The sequence below is a fragment of the Frankia sp. CcI49 genome (assembly GCF_001983215.1).
In the GTDB taxonomy this organism is placed as follows: Bacteria; Actinomycetota; Actinomycetes; order Frankiales; family Frankiaceae; genus Parafrankia; species Parafrankia irregularis.
This window is the reverse complement of sequence record NZ_MOWP01000022.1, coordinates 1-16,588: the sequence shown is the minus strand read 5'-3', so window position 1 is coordinate 16,588 and position 16,588 is coordinate 1. Positions and strand designations below refer to the sequence as shown.

General features: G+C 69.2%; 11 protein-coding genes, 1 tRNA gene and 1 pseudogene. 8 read left to right on the top strand and 5 right to left on the bottom strand.

Features of this window, described 5'->3' with window-relative positions; all coding sequences use genetic code 11:
• Nucleotides 1-7 precede the first annotated feature (7 nt).
• Nucleotides 8-802: an SDR family NAD(P)-dependent oxidoreductase gene (locus tag CcI49_RS20320; protein ID WP_076828655.1), complete on the bottom strand. Its 795-nt coding sequence runs from the start codon at nt 800-802 to the stop codon at nt 8-10.
• Between the two features lie 161 nt (nt 803-963).
• Between CcI49_RS20320 and CcI49_RS20315 the strand changes: the two genes are divergently transcribed.
• The 6 genes from CcI49_RS20315 to CcI49_RS20290 all read left to right on the top strand — a co-directional run bounded on the left by CcI49_RS20315 (nt 964) and on the right by CcI49_RS20290 (nt 8,314).
• Nucleotides 964-1,896 (top strand): helix-turn-helix domain-containing protein, encoded by a 933-nt coding sequence (locus CcI49_RS20315; RefSeq protein ID WP_076828653.1) that lies wholly within the window; start codon nt 964-966, stop codon nt 1,894-1,896.
• A gap of 646 nt (nt 1,897-2,542) precedes the next feature.
• The gene (locus tag CcI49_RS20310) at nt 2,543-4,108 is read left to right on the top strand and encodes an ABC transporter substrate-binding protein (RefSeq protein WP_083749635.1); all 1,566 of its coding nucleotides are present in this window, start codon (nt 2,543-2,545) and stop codon (nt 4,106-4,108) included.
• Nucleotides 4,109-4,217: 109 nt separating this feature from the next.
• The gene (locus tag CcI49_RS20305) at nt 4,218-5,168 is read left to right on the top strand and encodes an ABC transporter permease (RefSeq protein WP_076828651.1); all 951 of its coding nucleotides are present in this window, start codon (nt 4,218-4,220) and stop codon (nt 5,166-5,168) included.
• Nucleotide 5,169: 1 nt separating this feature from the next.
• A complete protein-coding gene (locus tag CcI49_RS20300) occupies nt 5,170-6,081 on the top strand; it encodes an ABC transporter permease (RefSeq protein WP_083473409.1) in 912 nt (303 codons plus the stop codon).
• A gap of 120 nt (nt 6,082-6,201) precedes the next feature.
• Complete coding sequence (locus tag CcI49_RS20295) at nt 6,202-7,266, top strand: ABC transporter ATP-binding protein (protein ID WP_054567827.1); 1,065 nt, start codon at nt 6,202-6,204, stop codon at nt 7,264-7,266.
• Nucleotides 7,220-8,314, top strand: a complete 1,095-nt coding sequence (locus CcI49_RS20290) for an ABC transporter ATP-binding protein (RefSeq protein WP_241840159.1) — start codon at nt 7,220-7,222, stop codon at nt 8,312-8,314. Before CcI49_RS20295 ends, CcI49_RS20290 begins: the two co-directional genes overlap by 47 nt.
• A gap of 319 nt (nt 8,315-8,633) precedes the next feature.
• On the opposite strand, the gene CcI49_RS20285 is transcribed toward CcI49_RS20290, so the two are convergent.
• The 3 genes from CcI49_RS20285 to CcI49_RS20275 form a co-directional block, all read right to left on the bottom strand.
• Nucleotides 8,634-9,662, bottom strand: a complete 1,029-nt coding sequence (locus CcI49_RS20285; RefSeq protein ID WP_076828649.1) for a 2-dehydropantoate 2-reductase N-terminal domain-containing protein — start codon at nt 9,660-9,662, stop codon at nt 8,634-8,636.
• A gap of 224 nt (nt 9,663-9,886) precedes the next feature.
• Nucleotides 9,887-10,750, bottom strand: a complete 864-nt coding sequence (locus tag CcI49_RS20280; protein WP_076828646.1) for an SDR family oxidoreductase — start codon at nt 10,748-10,750, stop codon at nt 9,887-9,889.
• A 170-nt stretch (nt 10,751-10,920) separates the two neighbouring features.
• On the bottom strand, nt 10,921-12,321 hold the full coding sequence (locus CcI49_RS20275) for an aldehyde dehydrogenase family protein (protein ID WP_076828644.1): 1,401 nt from the start codon (nt 12,319-12,321) through the stop codon (nt 10,921-10,923).
• A gap of 240 nt (nt 12,322-12,561) precedes the next feature.
• Between CcI49_RS20275 and CcI49_RS20270 the strand changes: the two genes are divergently transcribed.
• Together CcI49_RS20270 and CcI49_RS20265 are read left to right on the top strand one after the other, a co-directional pair.
• Nucleotides 12,562-13,422, top strand: coding sequence for an NAD(P)H-binding protein (locus CcI49_RS20270; protein WP_076828642.1), 861 nt, complete (start codon nt 12,562-12,564; stop codon nt 13,420-13,422).
• 191 nt (nt 13,423-13,613) lie between these two features.
• Nucleotides 13,614-13,698, top strand: a tRNA-Leu gene (locus CcI49_RS20265).
• A gap of 34 nt (nt 13,699-13,732) precedes the next feature.
• On the opposite strand, the pseudogene CcI49_RS44495 reads toward CcI49_RS20265, so the two are convergent.
• Nucleotides 13,733-15,400 (bottom strand): annotated as a pseudogene (locus CcI49_RS44495) (recombinase family protein); the annotation flags it as partial.
• Between the last annotated feature and the right edge of the window lie 1,188 nt (nt 15,401-16,588).

Genomic DNA, 16,588 nt, shown 5'->3' with positions numbered 1-16,588 from the left:
TTTGCAGTCAAGCCTGATGTCCACGCAGGGAGCCACCCCCGTCGACGGGGAGGACGGCGCCCGTGATGTACGAGGCGTCGTCGGAGGCGAGAAACAGGGCCGCCCGGGCGATGTCCCAGGCGGTGCCCTGGCGTCTCATCGGCACCTGGGCCGCGCGGGCGGCGGCGACGTCGTCGCGGGAGCGGCCACTCGCCACCGCGACACGGTCGACACCGATGGGGGTGTCGATCATGCCGGGCACGATGGCGTTCACCCGGACGCCGTGCGGGGCGTACTCGAGCGCCAGGCCCCGGGTGAGAGCGTTGAGGGCCGCCTTGCCGACCGAGTAGGGATTGGCCCCGGCGAGAACCCCCGCCAGGGAGGAGATGTTGATGACCACCCCTCGACCCTGGGCACGCATGACGGGCAGCACCTGCCGGCACACCATCCACAGGCCGGTGAGGTTGAGGTCGAGGCCGCGGTTCCAGTCGGCGACACTGAGGTCCTCGGTGGCGGCGGCCACGACGACACCGACATTGTTGTGCAGGACGTCGATCGCCCCGAGAGTCTCCACCGCGGCCTCGGCGAGGGCCGCACACTCCTCGGGGCGGGTGATGTCAGCCTGGTGGGCGTACGCCACACCCCCGCCGGCCCGGATCTCGCAGGCGGTCTGTTCGGCCGCCTCCCGGTCGCGGTCCACGACCAGGACGGTGGCGCCTTCGCGGGCGTAGGCGAGGGCGGCGGCCCGCCCGTTGCCCACCGTCGCTCCGGCACTCTGTCCACCGCCGACGATCACGGTGTTCCTGCCTTCGAAGCGGTTCATGCGGCCGCACCTTCCGGTCTCGACGAGGTCCAGGCGGCGAGAGCCGCCCTGACCTGGGTGGCGAGAGCCACCCCGACCGCCGCATTTTGCTATGACGAAATCCCCGTTGCAGTCAGTCCGGTGGACAGCCTCTTCTTGTCGGGGTTCGCTACGGTGTCCGCATGCCCAGGCCCGCGCCCGCGTCTGCCCGCGCGACAGACATCGTCTCCTTCCTGACCGCGCATCCGTCCCGTGGCTTCACGATCAGTGAGCTGGTCGCGCACCTCGACATGAACATCGCTTCGGCCCACGCGACCCTGGCGGTGCTGTGCGACTGCGGCTTCCTCATCCGCGACCCGGTGCATCGCACCTACGTGCTGGGTCCGGCGCTGGCGGCGACGGGCTTCGCCGCGCTCGAGCAGCATCCGGCGATCAATGCCGCCATCGAGCAGGCCGAGGTGCTCGCGGGCGAGCTCGGCGCGGAGGTCGGCGTCTCCGCGACCGCCGGACGGGACGTCATCTTCCTCGCTCGGCGCGGCCCGCAGCCGCTCACACCCAGCGTCGGCTACCCCGGAGACCGCACACCGCTGCTCGCGCCGATCGGTGCCGTCTTCCTCGCCTGGGCGGACGACGACGCGATCACCTCGTGGATCGACCGCGCCGCCCTCACAGCCCCGCTCGCCCAGCTGTACCGCGGAGTCCTGGCGGAGATCCGGRCCCGGGGCTTCAGCGTCCCGCTGCAGGCGATCGCCGCCCCGGCAGTGATCGACGCGGTCGCGAGGCTGCGCAGCGAGCCGACCGACGAGCAGGCCGAACAACGCCTCACCGAGGCCCTCGCGGCTACCGACGAGATGCTGCTGTCGTTCGACGGGCTCGAGGACGCGGACGAGATCGCGGTCAAGACCATCGCCGCCCCGATCTTCGACCCGATCGGCCGGGTGCTGCTGTCACTGAGCATCACCGCCGCGGAGCACCCGGTCCCCGTCTCACAGGTCGGCGAGCTGGGCCGTCGCCTGGCCCAGTCAGCGGCCATCGCGACTCGTCAGGCCCGCGGCCGGATTCCCGGGCGCGATCTGCCGGCGTCCGCGTCGGCCGGCTCGGCCCGCCAGCGCTGACAAGCTCTCACGTGCCCAGCGGACACGTGAGACCGCGGCCGGGCCACCAGCCCCTGCGCTGCGGCTGACCAGCGGCGCCGGGTGCGCCGGACGCGATCTGGGCGTCACCGGCGCGCCCAGGGCGGACCCGCTTTTCACGGTTCGGGCACGAGGACCACGGTGCCGCCGGAGCAGGCAGATGACGTCCGCGCACCGTCGTGATGCGCGTCCGCCACTGCGGTGGCTCGTACGCGACCGGCCACCAGGCTAGCCGGACGCTCACGCTCGGTGGGTCGTCCGGCACCGGTAGGCCGCCACCAGTTACCACCGGTCATTGATGAACACCGACGGCCTGACCTGGCCAAACGGACCGCCAAGCCCACGGCGCTGGCATGCCTGAGACACCTTGACCCGATTTGGTTTTCGTTATAGCAATATTGCCATCGACTTCTGCTCGAGGAGTCCTCTTGACGATGAGCCGCCGGTCCCGGGGCTCGATCCCGGATTTCGGCGTGCCGTCCACCGCAGACAGACCCGAACGAACCTGACCGGCCGGCGCGCCGCGCACGCGCACGCCTGGCATCGCGGCACGTGCTCGTCAGACGCCACGGCCGACCCGCTGACAACGAGCTCCGGAAAGGTCCGGAGTACCGATGAGAGGTCACAGATGATCCGCAAGGCACGATTACTGGCCATCACGGTTGTCTGCGCCATGACGCTCGTGCTCGGAGCCTGTGCCGGCGGCGATTCCACGCCGTCCGCATCAGCAGGCGCATCCGGGGCGCCGGTGGCCGGAGGCAACGGGCGAGTACTCACCTTGAACGACCCACGCAGCCTGGATCCCGTGGCTATCGGCAATGCCTATGCGACCTCGGCTGTCATCGGCAACGCCCTGTACGGGACGTTGATGACCAACGACAGCGCGGGCAAGGTCGTCTACAGGATGGCCGAGTCGTTCACCACTGCCGACAACGGCACCTCGTTCCGGCTCACGCTGAAACCGGGCCTGGTGTTCTCCGACGGCACCCCGCTCGACGCCGCGGCCGTGAAGTTCAACTGGGAGCGGGCCAAGGATCCGGCCACCGGATCGGTCAACGTCTCCGAGGCGTCGATGATCGCCTCCGCCGAGGTGATCGACCCGGTGACACTGAAAATCAGCCTGACCAGCCCGGTGCCGAGTTACGTCCAGTCCGTCATCACCTCGACCCTGAACTGGATCGCCTCACCGGCGGCGTTGGCCAAGGGGCAGGCGGAGTTCGACCGGAACCCGGTGGGAGCCGGGCCGTTCACGCTGAGGAGCTGGACCAGGCAGGCGACCATGGAAATGGTCAGGAATCCGAAGTACTGGGACGCCCCCAGGCCCTACCTCGACAGCCTGACGTTCCGCCCGGCGCTCGATGCCACCCAGCGCTACAACACGATCCTCAGCGGCGGCGCCGACGTGGCCATCGAGTCGAACTGGGTCAACCTCGACAAGGCAGCCAAGGCCAACCTGCCGACCGACGTCATGGACCTCTCCGGCGGCGTCCTGATGGCGCTGAACAGCCGGCGGGCGCCGTTCAACGACATCCGGGCCCGGCAGGCGGTAGCCGCCGCGCTGGACACCAATGTCGTGAACCAGGCCGTCTACGGCGGTACCGCGAAACTCGCCAGCACTCTTTTCACCGAGGATTCGCCCTATTACTCGAACACCCCGTTGGCACACCCGGACAAGGCGAAGGCGCAGCGGCTGTTCGACGAGCTCGCCGCAGAGGGCAAGCCGGTGTCCTTCACCTTCACCAGCGCACCCTCGACCGAGAACAAGGCCCTGGCCGAGAACGTCCAGGCCCAGCTCAGCGCGTTCCGCAACGTCACCGTCCATGTGAAGGTCGTCGAAGTGACGGAACTCGCCGGGCTTCGCCGGACCCACGACTTTGACGTGGCCACCACCTCCGCGTTCTTCCAGGACCCCGAGCCACGGTTGTTCACGGCGCTGCATTCGACCTCGGCGGCGAACCTGGGAGGCCTGGCCGACCCGCAGCTCGACCAGGCGCTGCAGGACGCCCGGACCGCCACCACCGAGCAGGACCGTAAGGCGGCCTACGACACGCTGCAGGAACGGCTGGTCGAGCAGGTCCCGGTGATCTTCTACACCCGGGCCGCGCCCAGCGTCATCACCGCCACGAACGTCGGCGGTGTGCGGCAGTACGGCCTGGGTTCATTGCTTCCCGAAGAGCTGTGGATCAAGCCATAGCCGATGCGACTGCCCATAGCGGCCGGTCGGCGCCGAGATCGGCCATCGGCATCGGCTGCCGTGGACGCGGCGCGCAACCCGTCGACCACCACCGGAGGAAGCAAGCCACATGCTGCTCACCACCGCGCAACGATTAGGGCGCAGCCTGTTGGTCGTACTGCTGGTAACCATGGGCTCGGTCGGGCTGCTGAGCCTGGCACCGGGCTCCGCGGCCGCCGTCATGCTCCAGGAGAACGCGACACCCGAGCAGGTCGCGGAACTCGAGCACCAGCTCGGCCTCGACAAGCCGGTGTGGGAGCAGTACGTCAGCTGGCTCGGTAACGCGATTCGGGGTGATCTCGGCAGTTCACCGATCACCAACCAGCCGGTCGTCGAGGCGATCAACCAGCGGCTTTCGGTCACCATTGAACTCGCGGTGTTCGCCCTCATCCTCGCGCTGGTCATCGCGGTCGGGCTGGCCATCGTTTCCGCGGCATTCGAGGGAACACTGCTCGATCGCGCGATCACCGCACTCTCCTCAGGTTTCCTGTCCGTTCCCGCGTTCATCGCGGGACCTCTCCTCACCTACCTCCTCGCGGTCCAACTCGGCTGGTTTCCGGTGACCGGCTGGGTCAAAATCGGCGCGGGCTTCGGAGGAAATCTGGAGTCCGCTTTCCTGCCCATTCTGGCGATCTCACTGACCGAGATCGCCGCGTTCCACCGGCTGCTGCGCGCCGACCTGGTCGGAACGATGCGCGAGGACTTCGTCGAGGCAGCTCGTGCCAAGGGCATGAGCCCCGCCTACGTGATGACGCGCCACGCCCTTCGTCCGTCATCCTTCTCCCTGATCACCCTGATCGGGATCAATCTCGGGCGACTGATCGGCGGGACGGTCATCGTCGAGTCCCTGTTCTCGCTGCCCGGTCTCGGTCAGCTGGTCGTCAGCTCTATCACCAGCCGGGACGTCATCACCATCCAGGGAGTCGTGGTGTTCGTGGCGGTGGTCTACGTGGCGTTGAACACGCTCGTGGACATCAGCTACAGCTGGCTCGACCCCAGGGTCAGAAAGGCCGGGGCGTGAGATGACCCGTCCTTACGGCACCGCGGCGACTGTGACCGAGCAGCGAACCGCCGCACCGGCGGAGGTCCTGCCTGGCACGCCGATCGTCTCCGCGGCGCGCAGGCCGCGGTCGTTTCTGGTCTACCTGTGCTACGGCTGGCTGGCACTGGTGTTGGGGGTCGCCGTACTGGCCGACGTGCTGCCGATCCCGTCGTACACGATCCCGGTCGGGGACCCGCGCCAGGGACCGAGCGGCGGGTTCGACCTCCTGCTGGGCACCGACTCGCAGGGCCGGCCGATGATCTCCCGGGCGGTCTACGGCGCGCAGGTCTCGCTGCTCGTCGGCACGGTGGGCAGCCTGCTCGGGGCCGCGATCGGCGCGGCCCTGGGCCTGCTGGCCGGCTACCTCGGCGGATGGCTCGACTGGGTTGTCCGGCTGCTCACCGACGCGTTGCTGGCCTTCCCACCACTGATCCTGCTGCTCGCGATCTCCTCGATCCTGACGCCGAGCATCATGACGCTCACCGCCGGGCTCACGCTGCTGATCATTCCGACGTTCACCCGGCTTGCCCGCGCGAACACCCTGACCTGGGCTTCTCGCGACTTCATCACCGCGGCCAGGAACATGGGCGCTTCTCGCGGACGGATCCTGATCCGGGAAATCCTGCCCAATCTCCTGCCGTCACTGGCGGCCTACCTTCCGGTCGTGATCTCGGCCCTGATTGTCGCGGAAGGCTCGCTCAGTTTCCTCGGCGCCGGTATTCCGCCGCCCCGGCCAAGCTGGGGCGGCATGATCTCCGACGGCAAGGACTACCTGGTGGACGCGCCGCACATGGTGCTCATACCAGCATCGATCATTTTCCTCACCGTGTTCTCGCTGAACCAGGTCGGCGATCACCTGCGCCATCGACTCGACCGCACCCTGCATGACTAGGGCCCGCCGGGCGCATTCGCCTGAGCGCCTTGTTCACCCGAGCGGGCCAGACACCCGTCGATCGCGGGAGATACCCGCGCAACCGCCGCCGACGCTCCGAAGGGAAGGTGCTTCCGGCTCATGAGCACCGAACCAGTCCTGCGGGTGCGCAACCTGCGAGCCCACATCGGCACCACACGCGGCGTCGTACGCGCGGTGGACGACGTCAGCCTGGACCTCGACCATGCCCAGGCGTTGGGCGTGGTCGGGGAGTCCGGGTCCGGGAAGTCCGTGACGGCGAGAGCGATCATGGGCATCCTGCCCGCCCGGTCCGGATGCTCCGGTGAGGTGTTCTTCCAGGGCCGGGACCTGCTCGCGCTCCCCCGAGCGCAGCGGGCGGAGATCTGGGGCAAGCAGATCGCGATGGTCTTCCAGGACCCGGGCCGCTCGCTCAACCCGGTCGTCCGGGTCGAGCGCCAGCTCACGGAGGGCATGCGCAGGCACCTGGGCATCGGACGCTCCGAAGCCCGTGCTCGGGCCCTCGATCTTCTGCAGGAGGTGGGGGTGCCCGACCCGGAGAAACGGTTACGCAACTATCCGCACGAGCTCTCCGGTGGCATGCGACAGCGGGTGATGATCGCGACGGCGCTGGCATGCGAGCCGGAGCTGCTGATCGCCGACGAGCCGACCACCGCGCTCGATGTCACCGTCCAGCGCCAGATCCTCGACCTGCTGCGCAGGGTCCAGCACGGTCGCGGCATGTCCATGATGCTCATCAGCCACGACCTGGCCGTCGTCGCCGGACGCACCGACCGGGTCGCCGTGATGTACGCCGGCCGGTTGACCGAGTACGGGTCGACCCGGGAGGTGTTCGGCTCCCCCAGGCACCGCTACACCCAAGCCCTGCTGGACGCGACGCCGTCGCTCGACCACGTCCGGCACGCCCCGATGCGCCTGATCCCGGGCGCGCTGCCCGACCCGACCAACCCGCCCTCCGGCTGCCGGTTCGCGCCGCGCTGCACCCACGCCGACGACGGGTGCCTGGAACCCGGACCGGCGATGTCGTCGGTCGGCGCCGACCACAAGGTGGCCTGTCTGCATCCGGCTGGACCCGACACCGGGAAAGCCGGAATGCAACCCGCCGGACAGGTTCCGGCCGATGCCAGGACACCCGCCACATCTGGAGGTGAGCCTGTTGGCTGGTAGCGGCACCGCGCATCTGCGCGGCGAACAGGCGTTGCTGTCCATCCGCGACCTGGTCGTCGAGTACCGATCCAAGGGCGGCGTGGTGCAGGCAGTATCCAAGGTCAGCTTCGACGTCCTGCCCGGGGAGACCCTCGGTATCGTCGGCGAGTCGGGCTGTGGCAAGTCCACGACGGGCCGGGCCGTCCTGCGGCTGGGCAAGATGGTCTCCGGCCAGATCTCGTTCGCGGGTGAGCCCCTCGAGAGGGCCGGCGAGCCCAGGATGCGCGAGTTGCGCCGGCACATTCAGATGATCTTCCAGGACCCGGTGGCGTCACTCAACCCCCGCCGGCCGGTGAAGGACCTGGTGGTCGAGGGCCTGGCGATCGCCGGCGTCCCGGCCACCGCACGGGCCGCCATGTCGTCCGCGGTTCTCGAACAGGTGGGGCTGGGCAGCGAGCGTTTCCGCGACCTGCTGCCCCGGCAGCTCTCCGGTGGACAGGCCCAGCGGGTCGCGATCGGTCGGGCACTGGCCCTCAGACCCCAGTTGCTCATCTGCGACGAGCCGGTCAGCGCCCTCGACGTGTCCGTCCAGGCCCAGATCCTCAACCTGATCGAACAGCTGAAGGCCGAGTACCACCTCACCGTCGTGTTCATCGCCCACGACCTCGGGGTCGTCCGCTCGGTCAGCGACAACGTGCTGGTGATGTATCTGGGCAAGGTCTGCGAGTTCGGTGACGCCGACCTCGTCTACGGCAGCCCCGCCCACCCCTACACCCGGGCCCTGCTGGACTCGGTCCCGCGGGCCGACCCGGACAACGCCTTCCACGGCCCGGCCATCGAGGGCGACCTGCCCTCCCCTCTGGCTCCGCCGACAGGCTGCCGGTTCCGCACCCGCTGCCCACAGGCCACCAGGCGGTGTGCCGAGGAGGAGCCCCAGATCCGTGAGCTCCGCCCCAGCCAGTACGCCGCATGCCACCACCCGCTCACCACCGACAGAGTGGTCTCCTCCGAGGCCGCGAGCACGACTACGACCGCCCAGACGGTCCCGGCTGTGGACGAGACCGACTAGCGGTCCGATCCCGCCGGCGGGGAGACCCACGATCGACCGCGGCGAGATCACCCCGGCGCCACGGGTAGGCGACGGTGTGGCGGGGACGGTGTTGGCAAGCCGGACAGGTGAACGTCTCGGAGCGCGTGCAGGGCTTCGGCGGGGTTGCTCACCGAGACCAGGGTGTCGGGATGATCGTCGCTACGCTCCGGACACCGACGGGTCAGGATGTCCTCGTATATGAGCCTTGGAACCTGAACCCCCACGCTTATCCTCCGCAGCTCGATGAGCTGGCGGTTTGAGGGTCTGGGGCGGGTCGGGCGTCCGCGACGCGGCGCCGTCAGGTCCGTGCTGGAAGTGCCGCCAGCTCGGTCACTTCGCGCAGGGTGCGGGTTCCGGGCGGCAGGCGGCGTGCGTCCGCCTCGCCGAGCACCCGCTGCAGTGCGGCGTTGACCGGGGTCGGGACGCCGTGCAGCCGGCCCAGCAGCACGATCTCGCCGTTCAGGAAGTCGGCTTCGCTGGGAACGCCGCGGGCGAAGCTCTGCCAGGTGGACTGCCGGCCCGCCACGACGCCCGAGTTCGGATCGATCCCGAACGTGGAGAGGTCCTCCGTACGTTCCGCGGCGGTGTCGGCGACCGCGRGACCGGCGGCCTCGAACACGCCTCGGGCCTCCGCGACGAGCCGCTGGCCGAGGGCTGACCGTTCCTCGTCGTCGCCGCCGGCCAGGGCCTCGTCGCCGGCCAGGACCTCCAGCCCGTTACGCACGCTGTGCAGCAGCTTCGCCGCCTTCCAACGGGTGACGTCGTCCGTGAGCTGGACGATGTATCCGGCACGGCGCAGGTCGGCCGCGACGCCCTCCAGGGCCGGGTCGGTGCCGCGCGGCGCGCCACCGACGGTGAGGACGCCGATCGCGCCACTCGCACCCGAGCGCACCTCGCCGACGCTGTGGTAGTGGGCACTGGTGAGAATCGTGCCGCCGAGCACCCGCGCGAACCGGCGCAGCGCGATGCGGTCGGCGTCGAGGCCGTTCTGCAGGGTCAGCAACGGAAGCTCCGCCGCGACCCCCGGACGGCCGTCGATGTCGACCGGCCGCCACGCCCAGGTACGCACGGCGGCCTCGGCGTCCTGCACCTTCGTGGCGAGCACGAGCAGGTCACCGCCGCGCAGGTCCACCTCGTCGGGGTCTGACGCGGTGGACACCCGCACGGTCCGCGGTTCGCCGTGCTGCACATACCGCAGGCCGTCTTCACGTATCCGCCGGATGTGCTCTCCGCGGCCGACCAGCACGTGGTCGATGCCCGCTTCGGTGAGCTGGGCGGCGAGCATGGCGCCCACCGCGCCCGCCCCGATGATGATGTACCGGGTCACCTGTGTGATCCTGCGGCAGGAAGATCCGCCACGTCCAACGACGAAGCCCGATGACGACCCATCATCTTTCCCGATGGATGTGGGCTCTTCTCCCAGGCAGACGCGACGCCTCCCAGGCAGACACGAGGCCCGGGCGACGGCCGCCCTCCCGGCAGGCCGCCGCCCGGGCCCGCGGCCCGGCCGGTTACCAGCTCAGCTGGATACCGGCCCGACTGGATACCGGCTCAGTGCAGCGGGTTCTTGGCGGGAACGGCCGCCGACATGTCGGTGATCTCCGCCCAGCGGTCGGCGACCTCGGCCGGCGTCGGGGGCTGCTCGAACTGCACACCGGCGTTCTGGAACAGCTGGACCCGCTGCACGAGCCCACCGCCGAGGACGAGGACCGAGCCGGTGTCGGTGCACTCGTCGGTCATCAGCTGGGTCACGACGGGCGCGACGAACGCGGTCGAAAGCTTGGCGAGAAGGTCGGCGGAGGCGATGTCGGCGGTCATCCGGGTCGCGGCGATCGGGGCGATCGCGTTGGCGGTGATGTCGTACTTCGCGCCCTCGATCGACAGGGTGTTGATGAGGCCGACCAGGCCCATCTTCGCGGCGCCGTAGTTGGACTGGCCGAAGTTGCCGAACAGGCCGCTGGTCGAGGTGATCACCACGATGCGCCCGTACCGCTGCTCGCGGAAGTGCGGCCACAGCGCGCGGGTGATGTTGTAGCCGCCGTACAGGTGGACCTGGATGACGGCGTCCCACTGGGCGTCGGTCATCTTCGCGTACGAGACGTCACGCAGGATCCCGGCGTTGCTGACCACGCCGTGCACGGCCCCGAAGGCGTCGAGGGCCGTCGCCACGATCGCGGCCGCGCCCTCGGCGGTGGCGACGCTGTCGTAGTTGGCGACCGCCTCCCCGCCGGCCTCCCGGATCTCGGCGACGACCTTGTCCGCCATCTCGGAACCGGAGCCCGACCCGTCCCGGGCACCGCCGAGGTCGTTGACGACAACCCGCGCTCCGTTCGCGGCGAGCAGCAGGGCGTACTCCCGGCCGAGCCCACCCCCGGCGCCCGTGACGATGATTACGCGACCGTCGACTCCCGACATCCCATCCTCCTGACACCCACGCCCCCGAACGCACCACTGCGTTCTGGCTCGGATGCTAGTTTCCGGACGTCGAGCAGGTACCGGGGCAGCGGCGCACAGCACACGGCATACGGCACACGGCACACCGGAAACGCCAGCGCACACCCACACCGTCTCGCGGAGCCGGCGGATCACAGGAGCCTGCGCAGGAGGCGTCGCGCCCGCTGCGTGTACGGCGGGTACACGAACCGGAGGTCCGGCCGGTTGCTCCGGGCGAGGACCGCCTTGCGGTGGCTGAGCGTCTGGAAGCCCCACTCGCCGTGGTAGGCCCCCATCCCGCTGGCGCCGACCCCGCCGAACGGCAGCGACGGGACGAGACAGTGCACCGCGACATGGTTGATCACCGCGCCGCCGGCGGGGACCTGATCGACGACCCGCCGGGCCAGCGCCCGCGACCGGCTGAACACGTACACCGCGAGTGGCTTGTCGCCGCGGTTGACGTACCGCACCGCCTCCTCGACCGAGTCGACGCCGAGGACGGGCAGGATCGGCCCGAAGATCTCCTCCCGCATCAGCGGCTCGTCGGTCCCGGGATCGACGACGACGGTCGGTTCGATCGTCAGCGCCGCCTCGTCGACCCCACCGCCACTCACGATGGTGCCCTTGGTGGACAGCAGATAGCCCGCCAGCCGGTCGAACTGACGTGCGTTGACGATGCGCAGCCCGCCGGCCGCACCCGCGCGGAACTCCGCGATCGTGGCTGTGATCCGCTCGAGAAGCCGGTCCTTGACCTGCTCGTCGACAAGGATGTAATCCGGCGCGATACAGGTCTGCCCGGAGTTCATCAGCTTCACCCAGACGACCCGGCGTGCGACGACGTCCAGGTCGGCGTCCGGTGCCACGATCACCGGGCTCTTGCCGCCGAGCTCCAGGGTGACCGGGGTGAGGGTGCCCGCCGCCCCGGCCATGATCTTTCGGCCGATCTCCGTTCCGCCGGTGAACAGCGCATGGTCGAAGCCGGCCGCGAGCAGCCCCTGGGTCAGCTGCCCGCCGCCTTCCACGACCTTGACGGCGTCGACGTCGAGGTACTCGGGGATGAGCCGGGCCAGCAGCGCGGACGTCGCCGRGGCCAGCTCGGACGGTTTGACGACGACACAGTTGCCCGCCGCGACCGCGGCGACCAGCGGCGCGAGGCACAGGTAGACGGGGTAGTTCCACGGCCCCACGACGAGCACGACGCCGAGCGGCTCGTACTGGACCCAGCCGGCCCCGGGCCACTGGTGCAGCGGAAGACGCTGGCGGCGCCGGCGCATCCACGACCGCAGGTGCCTGCGGGCGTACACGGCCTCGGCGCGGGAGGACCCGATGTCGGCGAGCCAGGCCTCCATCTCGCTGCGGCCCAGATCCTGCTCGAGCGCGCCCGCGAGGTCGCTCTCCCGCTCGTCGAGCAGCCGGATCACGGCATCGAGCTGGGCCAGCCGCCAGGCCACCGGCCTCGTGCGACCGGTCGCGTGCAGGGCGCGCAGCGAGGTCACGAGCCCGGCGGGGTCCGGGGCCCCGGTGACGTCGTCGCCGAGGTGTCGGGTCGTCATGAAGCACTCCGGGACGAGGACGAGGAGGTCACGTGGTCGGGCGTCATGCCCTCGACGCCCATCATCCGGCACGGACGTCCAGATGCCTCCGGGTGCGGGCGCACAGGGTGTTGATCAACCATTCCACAAATCGGAGTCCGGACCGTGGGTTCGTCCGACCTGAGGACAGGAGCTGACCTCAGCGGAGGCCACGCTGGGTCTCGATCCCACCGAGGCGCACACCCACAGGAGAAACAGCCCATGACCATCCTCGTCACCGGTGCCACCGGCGCCGTCGGCAGCCACCTTGTCAGCGCCCTGCTCGATCAGGGCGAGACCGTGCGCGCACTCAGCCGCGATCCCGGGAAGGCGTCGCTGCCCGCCGCCGTCGATGCCGTCGCCGGTGATCTCGGCGACGCCTCCACCCTCGGCGACGCGRTGTTCGGCGGGGTGCGGCAGGCCTTCGTGTTCCCCGCCGAAAGCGGAGTGGAAGCGTTCATGACCGCGGCGATCGCCGCCGGCGTGGAACGTTTCGTCGTGCTCTCCTCACTCGCCGCGGCGAAGGAGCACGCCCGCGACGCGGGCTCGGCGAGCCAGCTCCACCACACGGCGATCGAGGCGGCCGTGACCTCGCGCACCGATGCCTGGACGATCCTGCGCCCAGGCACCTTCGCCAACAACCTGCTCGCCTGGGCGTGGCCGATCAGGAACGGCTGGCCGATCCGCGCACCGTACCTGCGGTCCGCCCAGGCGCCGATCCACGAGGCGGACATCGCGGACGCGGCCGCGGCGGCACTGCTGCGCGACGACCTGATCGGCCGGGCGATCCCGCTCACCGGCCCACGGTCGCTGACCCGTGCCGAGCAGATCGCCGCCATCGGTGCGGGCATCGGCCGCGCGCTGCGGTCCGTCGAGATCACCCCCGAGGAGTTCCGTGCCGACGTCGGCGAGTTCATCCCGGAGCCGATCGTCGCGATGCTGCTCGCCTACTGGCACGACACCCTCACCGAACCGGACCGCGTGCGGCCGGGCGTCACCGAGCTGACCGGCCGACCCGGCCGCACGCTCGAACAGTGGGCACACGATCATCGCACCGATTTCACCCCCGTCACGGAGCGGTGACGTCCTCAGCCAGGCACATACTCGGCCACCGATCGGGGTCGCCACAGGAGCACACGAACGCGCGATGTCAAGGCCCCGACGCGATCTCTGGATCGGCGCTTGATCCTCTGGTGGCCTGGCGTAGCGTCGGACGCCCCCGCGAGCGTGTAGAGTCATCCTCGGTTCGGGCGAGCAGCCCAGAACCACCACTCGTCCGGGTGGCGGAATGGCAGACGCGCTAGCTTGAGGTGCTAGTGCCCTTTAACGGGCGTGGGGGTTCAAGTCCCCCCTCGGACACAACCTTTACGCCTACGTGCCTTGAGGCAGGCGTTGCTGCGACCAGCAGCCTCTGCTCAGAGGGCTTGTAGGTCAGGCGGACTCCCAGCGCAGCGTAGACCTTCGCCTTGTCCTCCGGATCGGCGTCGCGAAGCACCCGACGGAGATCATCCAATCGCTCGACAAGATCCGCGATCTCCTGGCGGGACAGACGCGGCCGTGCCTGTCGGGAGCAGGTGGAGAGGACGGCCTGGGCGGCGGCGCGCTGCGCTGTCGTCTCCGCGATCCAACCCGCGACGGTCGTCTCGTCGGCACCTGCGTCAAGGGCGGCCCTGTAACGGGCGAGCTTGCGGTCGCACTCAGCCACCTGCCTCTGTGCGGCGGCCCGGCGAGGGTCGTCCGCTTCCGGGTCGCTCTGGGCCTGGGTCATGGCGTCGATCGTGTCGGAGACGCGGTGGGGTGCGAAGCGGGTGAACAGCCAGTCGTCGAGGGGCCGGACGATCGCCGCTTCGCGCAGGTAGACGTTGCTCGGATGGTGCACGTGGTTCGCCAGGGCGTACTCCTGGGGGTAGCGGCAGCGGTAGTGCGCCTTCCCGTTGATCCAGTTACCCTGCATCTTCCGGGTGCACAGACCGCAGTGCAGCATCCCGCGGAACAGGTAGCGACGGGTGTCGCGCCGCTGGCCGCGTTCGCTGGGCGGGACGACCCTGCGGGCAGCACGCAGCGTCTGTGCCTGGGTGAAGGTGTCGATGTCGATGATCGCGGGATGGGCCCGCTCGGTAGACCACACCCAGGTCTCGGTCGCGTTCCACCGAAACTTGGTCTCATAGCCGAGGGCCACGTCCTCGACGTCGAGCAGAACGTCTTCCTTCCGCTGCTTCCCCCAGATCTCGTGGCCGGTGTACCGGGGGTTGGAGAGGATCGTACGGATCGCACCCTTCGACCAGGCCAGACCTTCACGGTGGCGGTTACGGGCCCGATCGTTGGCGGACGGGCACGGGATCCCGTCGGCTGTCAGCCTTTCCGCGATCGCGAAGACTCCCGCACCACCGAGGAACATCTCGAAGATCCGGACCACCACGGGGGCCGTCGCAGGATCGGGTTCGAGGCGGTGCAACCGTCGCCCATCGGCAGCCTTGGCCGGGTTCGGATGGGGCCCGGCGTCGGCGAGCCGGTACCCGTAGGGCGGCCGGCCCCCGAGATAGCGGCCCTCGACCTTGGTCTGCGCCTGCATCGCCGACCGCACCCGGATCTTGATCCGGTTCCGCTCCCCCTTGGACATGCCACCGAACACCGACATGATCATGTCGTGGGCTTCCGACGTCGGGTCGATCGGCCCGCCGACCTCGGGCACCCACAGCGCGACGCCGTAATGCTCGAACACAGGCATCGTCAGGCTGTACTGGTTGCCGTAGAACGCACGGTGTGGTTCACCGACCACCACAGCATCAAAGCCGCGCTCCCGGTCGGCCAGCGCAGCAAGAAGCAGACTCGCCTGCGGACGCCGTTTCCACGGCAGCGAGCGTGACTGGCCGACATCGAAGTACTCGGCCACGATCTCCCCATGGCCGTCGATCAGCGCCGTAGCACGGGCGATCTGCCAGTGCCGGGATGCCTCAGGGTCCTGCTGGTCCTCGGTCGAGACTCGCCCAGTGAAGGCAAACCGTATCCGAGCCGACTCCGGCCTTCCGACGGCGGCCGGCAGAGTGGGAGAGGACGTCATCCAAATCACCACTTTCCATCCTGAACAGGATTGATGTTCCGCGGATGGCCGGCATCATCTAGCCAGCACAACCCGGGAATACTCAAGAACCGTCGCTCCGCCTCCGGCGGGCGCGACCATCACCTCTGGTCTCTGCGGATTCCTCAGTTGGTCCACGCTCACCGACAGCAAGAAGTATACGCAACAAAGCCCGTGCTGCTTCAGGGGAAAGCGGCGGCGAATCATCAAGAATAATGACACAAATAGCGTCGTCACGATGCACACCAGCCCGGTTACACGCCGTGCCCACCGCGTCCCGTTCAGCCGACTCCTCGCCATGCACCCGAGCGGCAGCTGCCTCGCCTAGGCTTTCCAGCTCAGCAGACTCTGTCGGAGCGGCTTGCTCCTCCTCCCTCACGGTCACCGACTCCAACACACACGGACCGCCGACGGACCGCGGTAGGCGCGATCACACCATTTCCTTGACCTCGCGATCCGCCGACCGTCTGACTGCAAGATGTCCAGCGCTCCCGGGCGTCGGATGGAACCTTTTCGCAAACAAACACTCGTCATACCAATGGACGCTCAGCCTACCGATCCCCGAGATATTCCCCGAGACCTACACCACAGGAGCGCGAAAACCGTCGATGCTCACTCGCCAACCTCAGAACCTCCTGAAGGCCGCCAGGGGAACCCGTAGCCGTCCCAAAATTTTCACCACCGCACGTTCGCCACCGCACGAACGGGGCCCAGGAATCCAAGCCACACGGAGGTCGCCGTCACCCCAATACCCAATGACCTCCAGCCCCCCACAACCAAACTCAAACCTATAATCTGCCGGAATATAGACTCTCGCCGCGCTACTGCGCCCGCGGATCACCTCCACGGGCGTCGGGAGAACGACGTTGACAGCCTGCTGCGGTCCGATTGTGCACGGATCACCCCCACGGGCGTGGGGAGGACAGAATCCATCGCGCACCCGAGTATTCGCGTTGCGGATCACCCCACGGGCGTGGGGAGGACCGCACGCCCGTCGTACCATCCATGTGAGTCCTCGGATCACCCCCACGGGCGTGGGGAGGACGCGCACAAGCGCGCCGTGGGTGCGGTCGCGGCCGGATCACCCCCACGGGCGTGGGGAGGACTCATCGGATCCGCCATCCGGCTGCGGATTCGGCGGATCACCCCCACGGGCGTGGGGAGGACGGC

Coding starts and splice junctions, on each gene's coding strand:
- CcI49_RS20280 (WP_076828646.1), bottom strand. CDS start 10,750: ATGTCGGGAGTCGACGGTCGCGTAATCATCGTCACGGGCGCCGGGGGT.
- CcI49_RS20310 (WP_083749635.1), top strand. CDS start 2,543: ATGATCCGCAAGGCACGATTACTGGCCATCACGGTTGTCTGCGCCATG.
- CcI49_RS20305 (WP_076828651.1), top strand. CDS start 4,218: ATGCTGCTCACCACCGCGCAACGATTAGGGCGCAGCCTGTTGGTCGTA.
- CcI49_RS20320 (WP_076828655.1), bottom strand. CDS start 802: ATGAACCGCTTCGAAGGCAGGAACACCGTGATCGTCGGCGGTGGACAG.
- CcI49_RS20300 (WP_083473409.1), top strand. CDS start 5,170: ATGACCCGTCCTTACGGCACCGCGGCGACTGTGACCGAGCAGCGAACC.
- CcI49_RS20290 (WP_241840159.1), top strand. CDS start 7,220: ATGCCAGGACACCCGCCACATCTGGAGGTGAGCCTGTTGGCTGGTAGC.
- CcI49_RS20295 (WP_054567827.1), top strand. CDS start 6,202: ATGAGCACCGAACCAGTCCTGCGGGTGCGCAACCTGCGAGCCCACATC.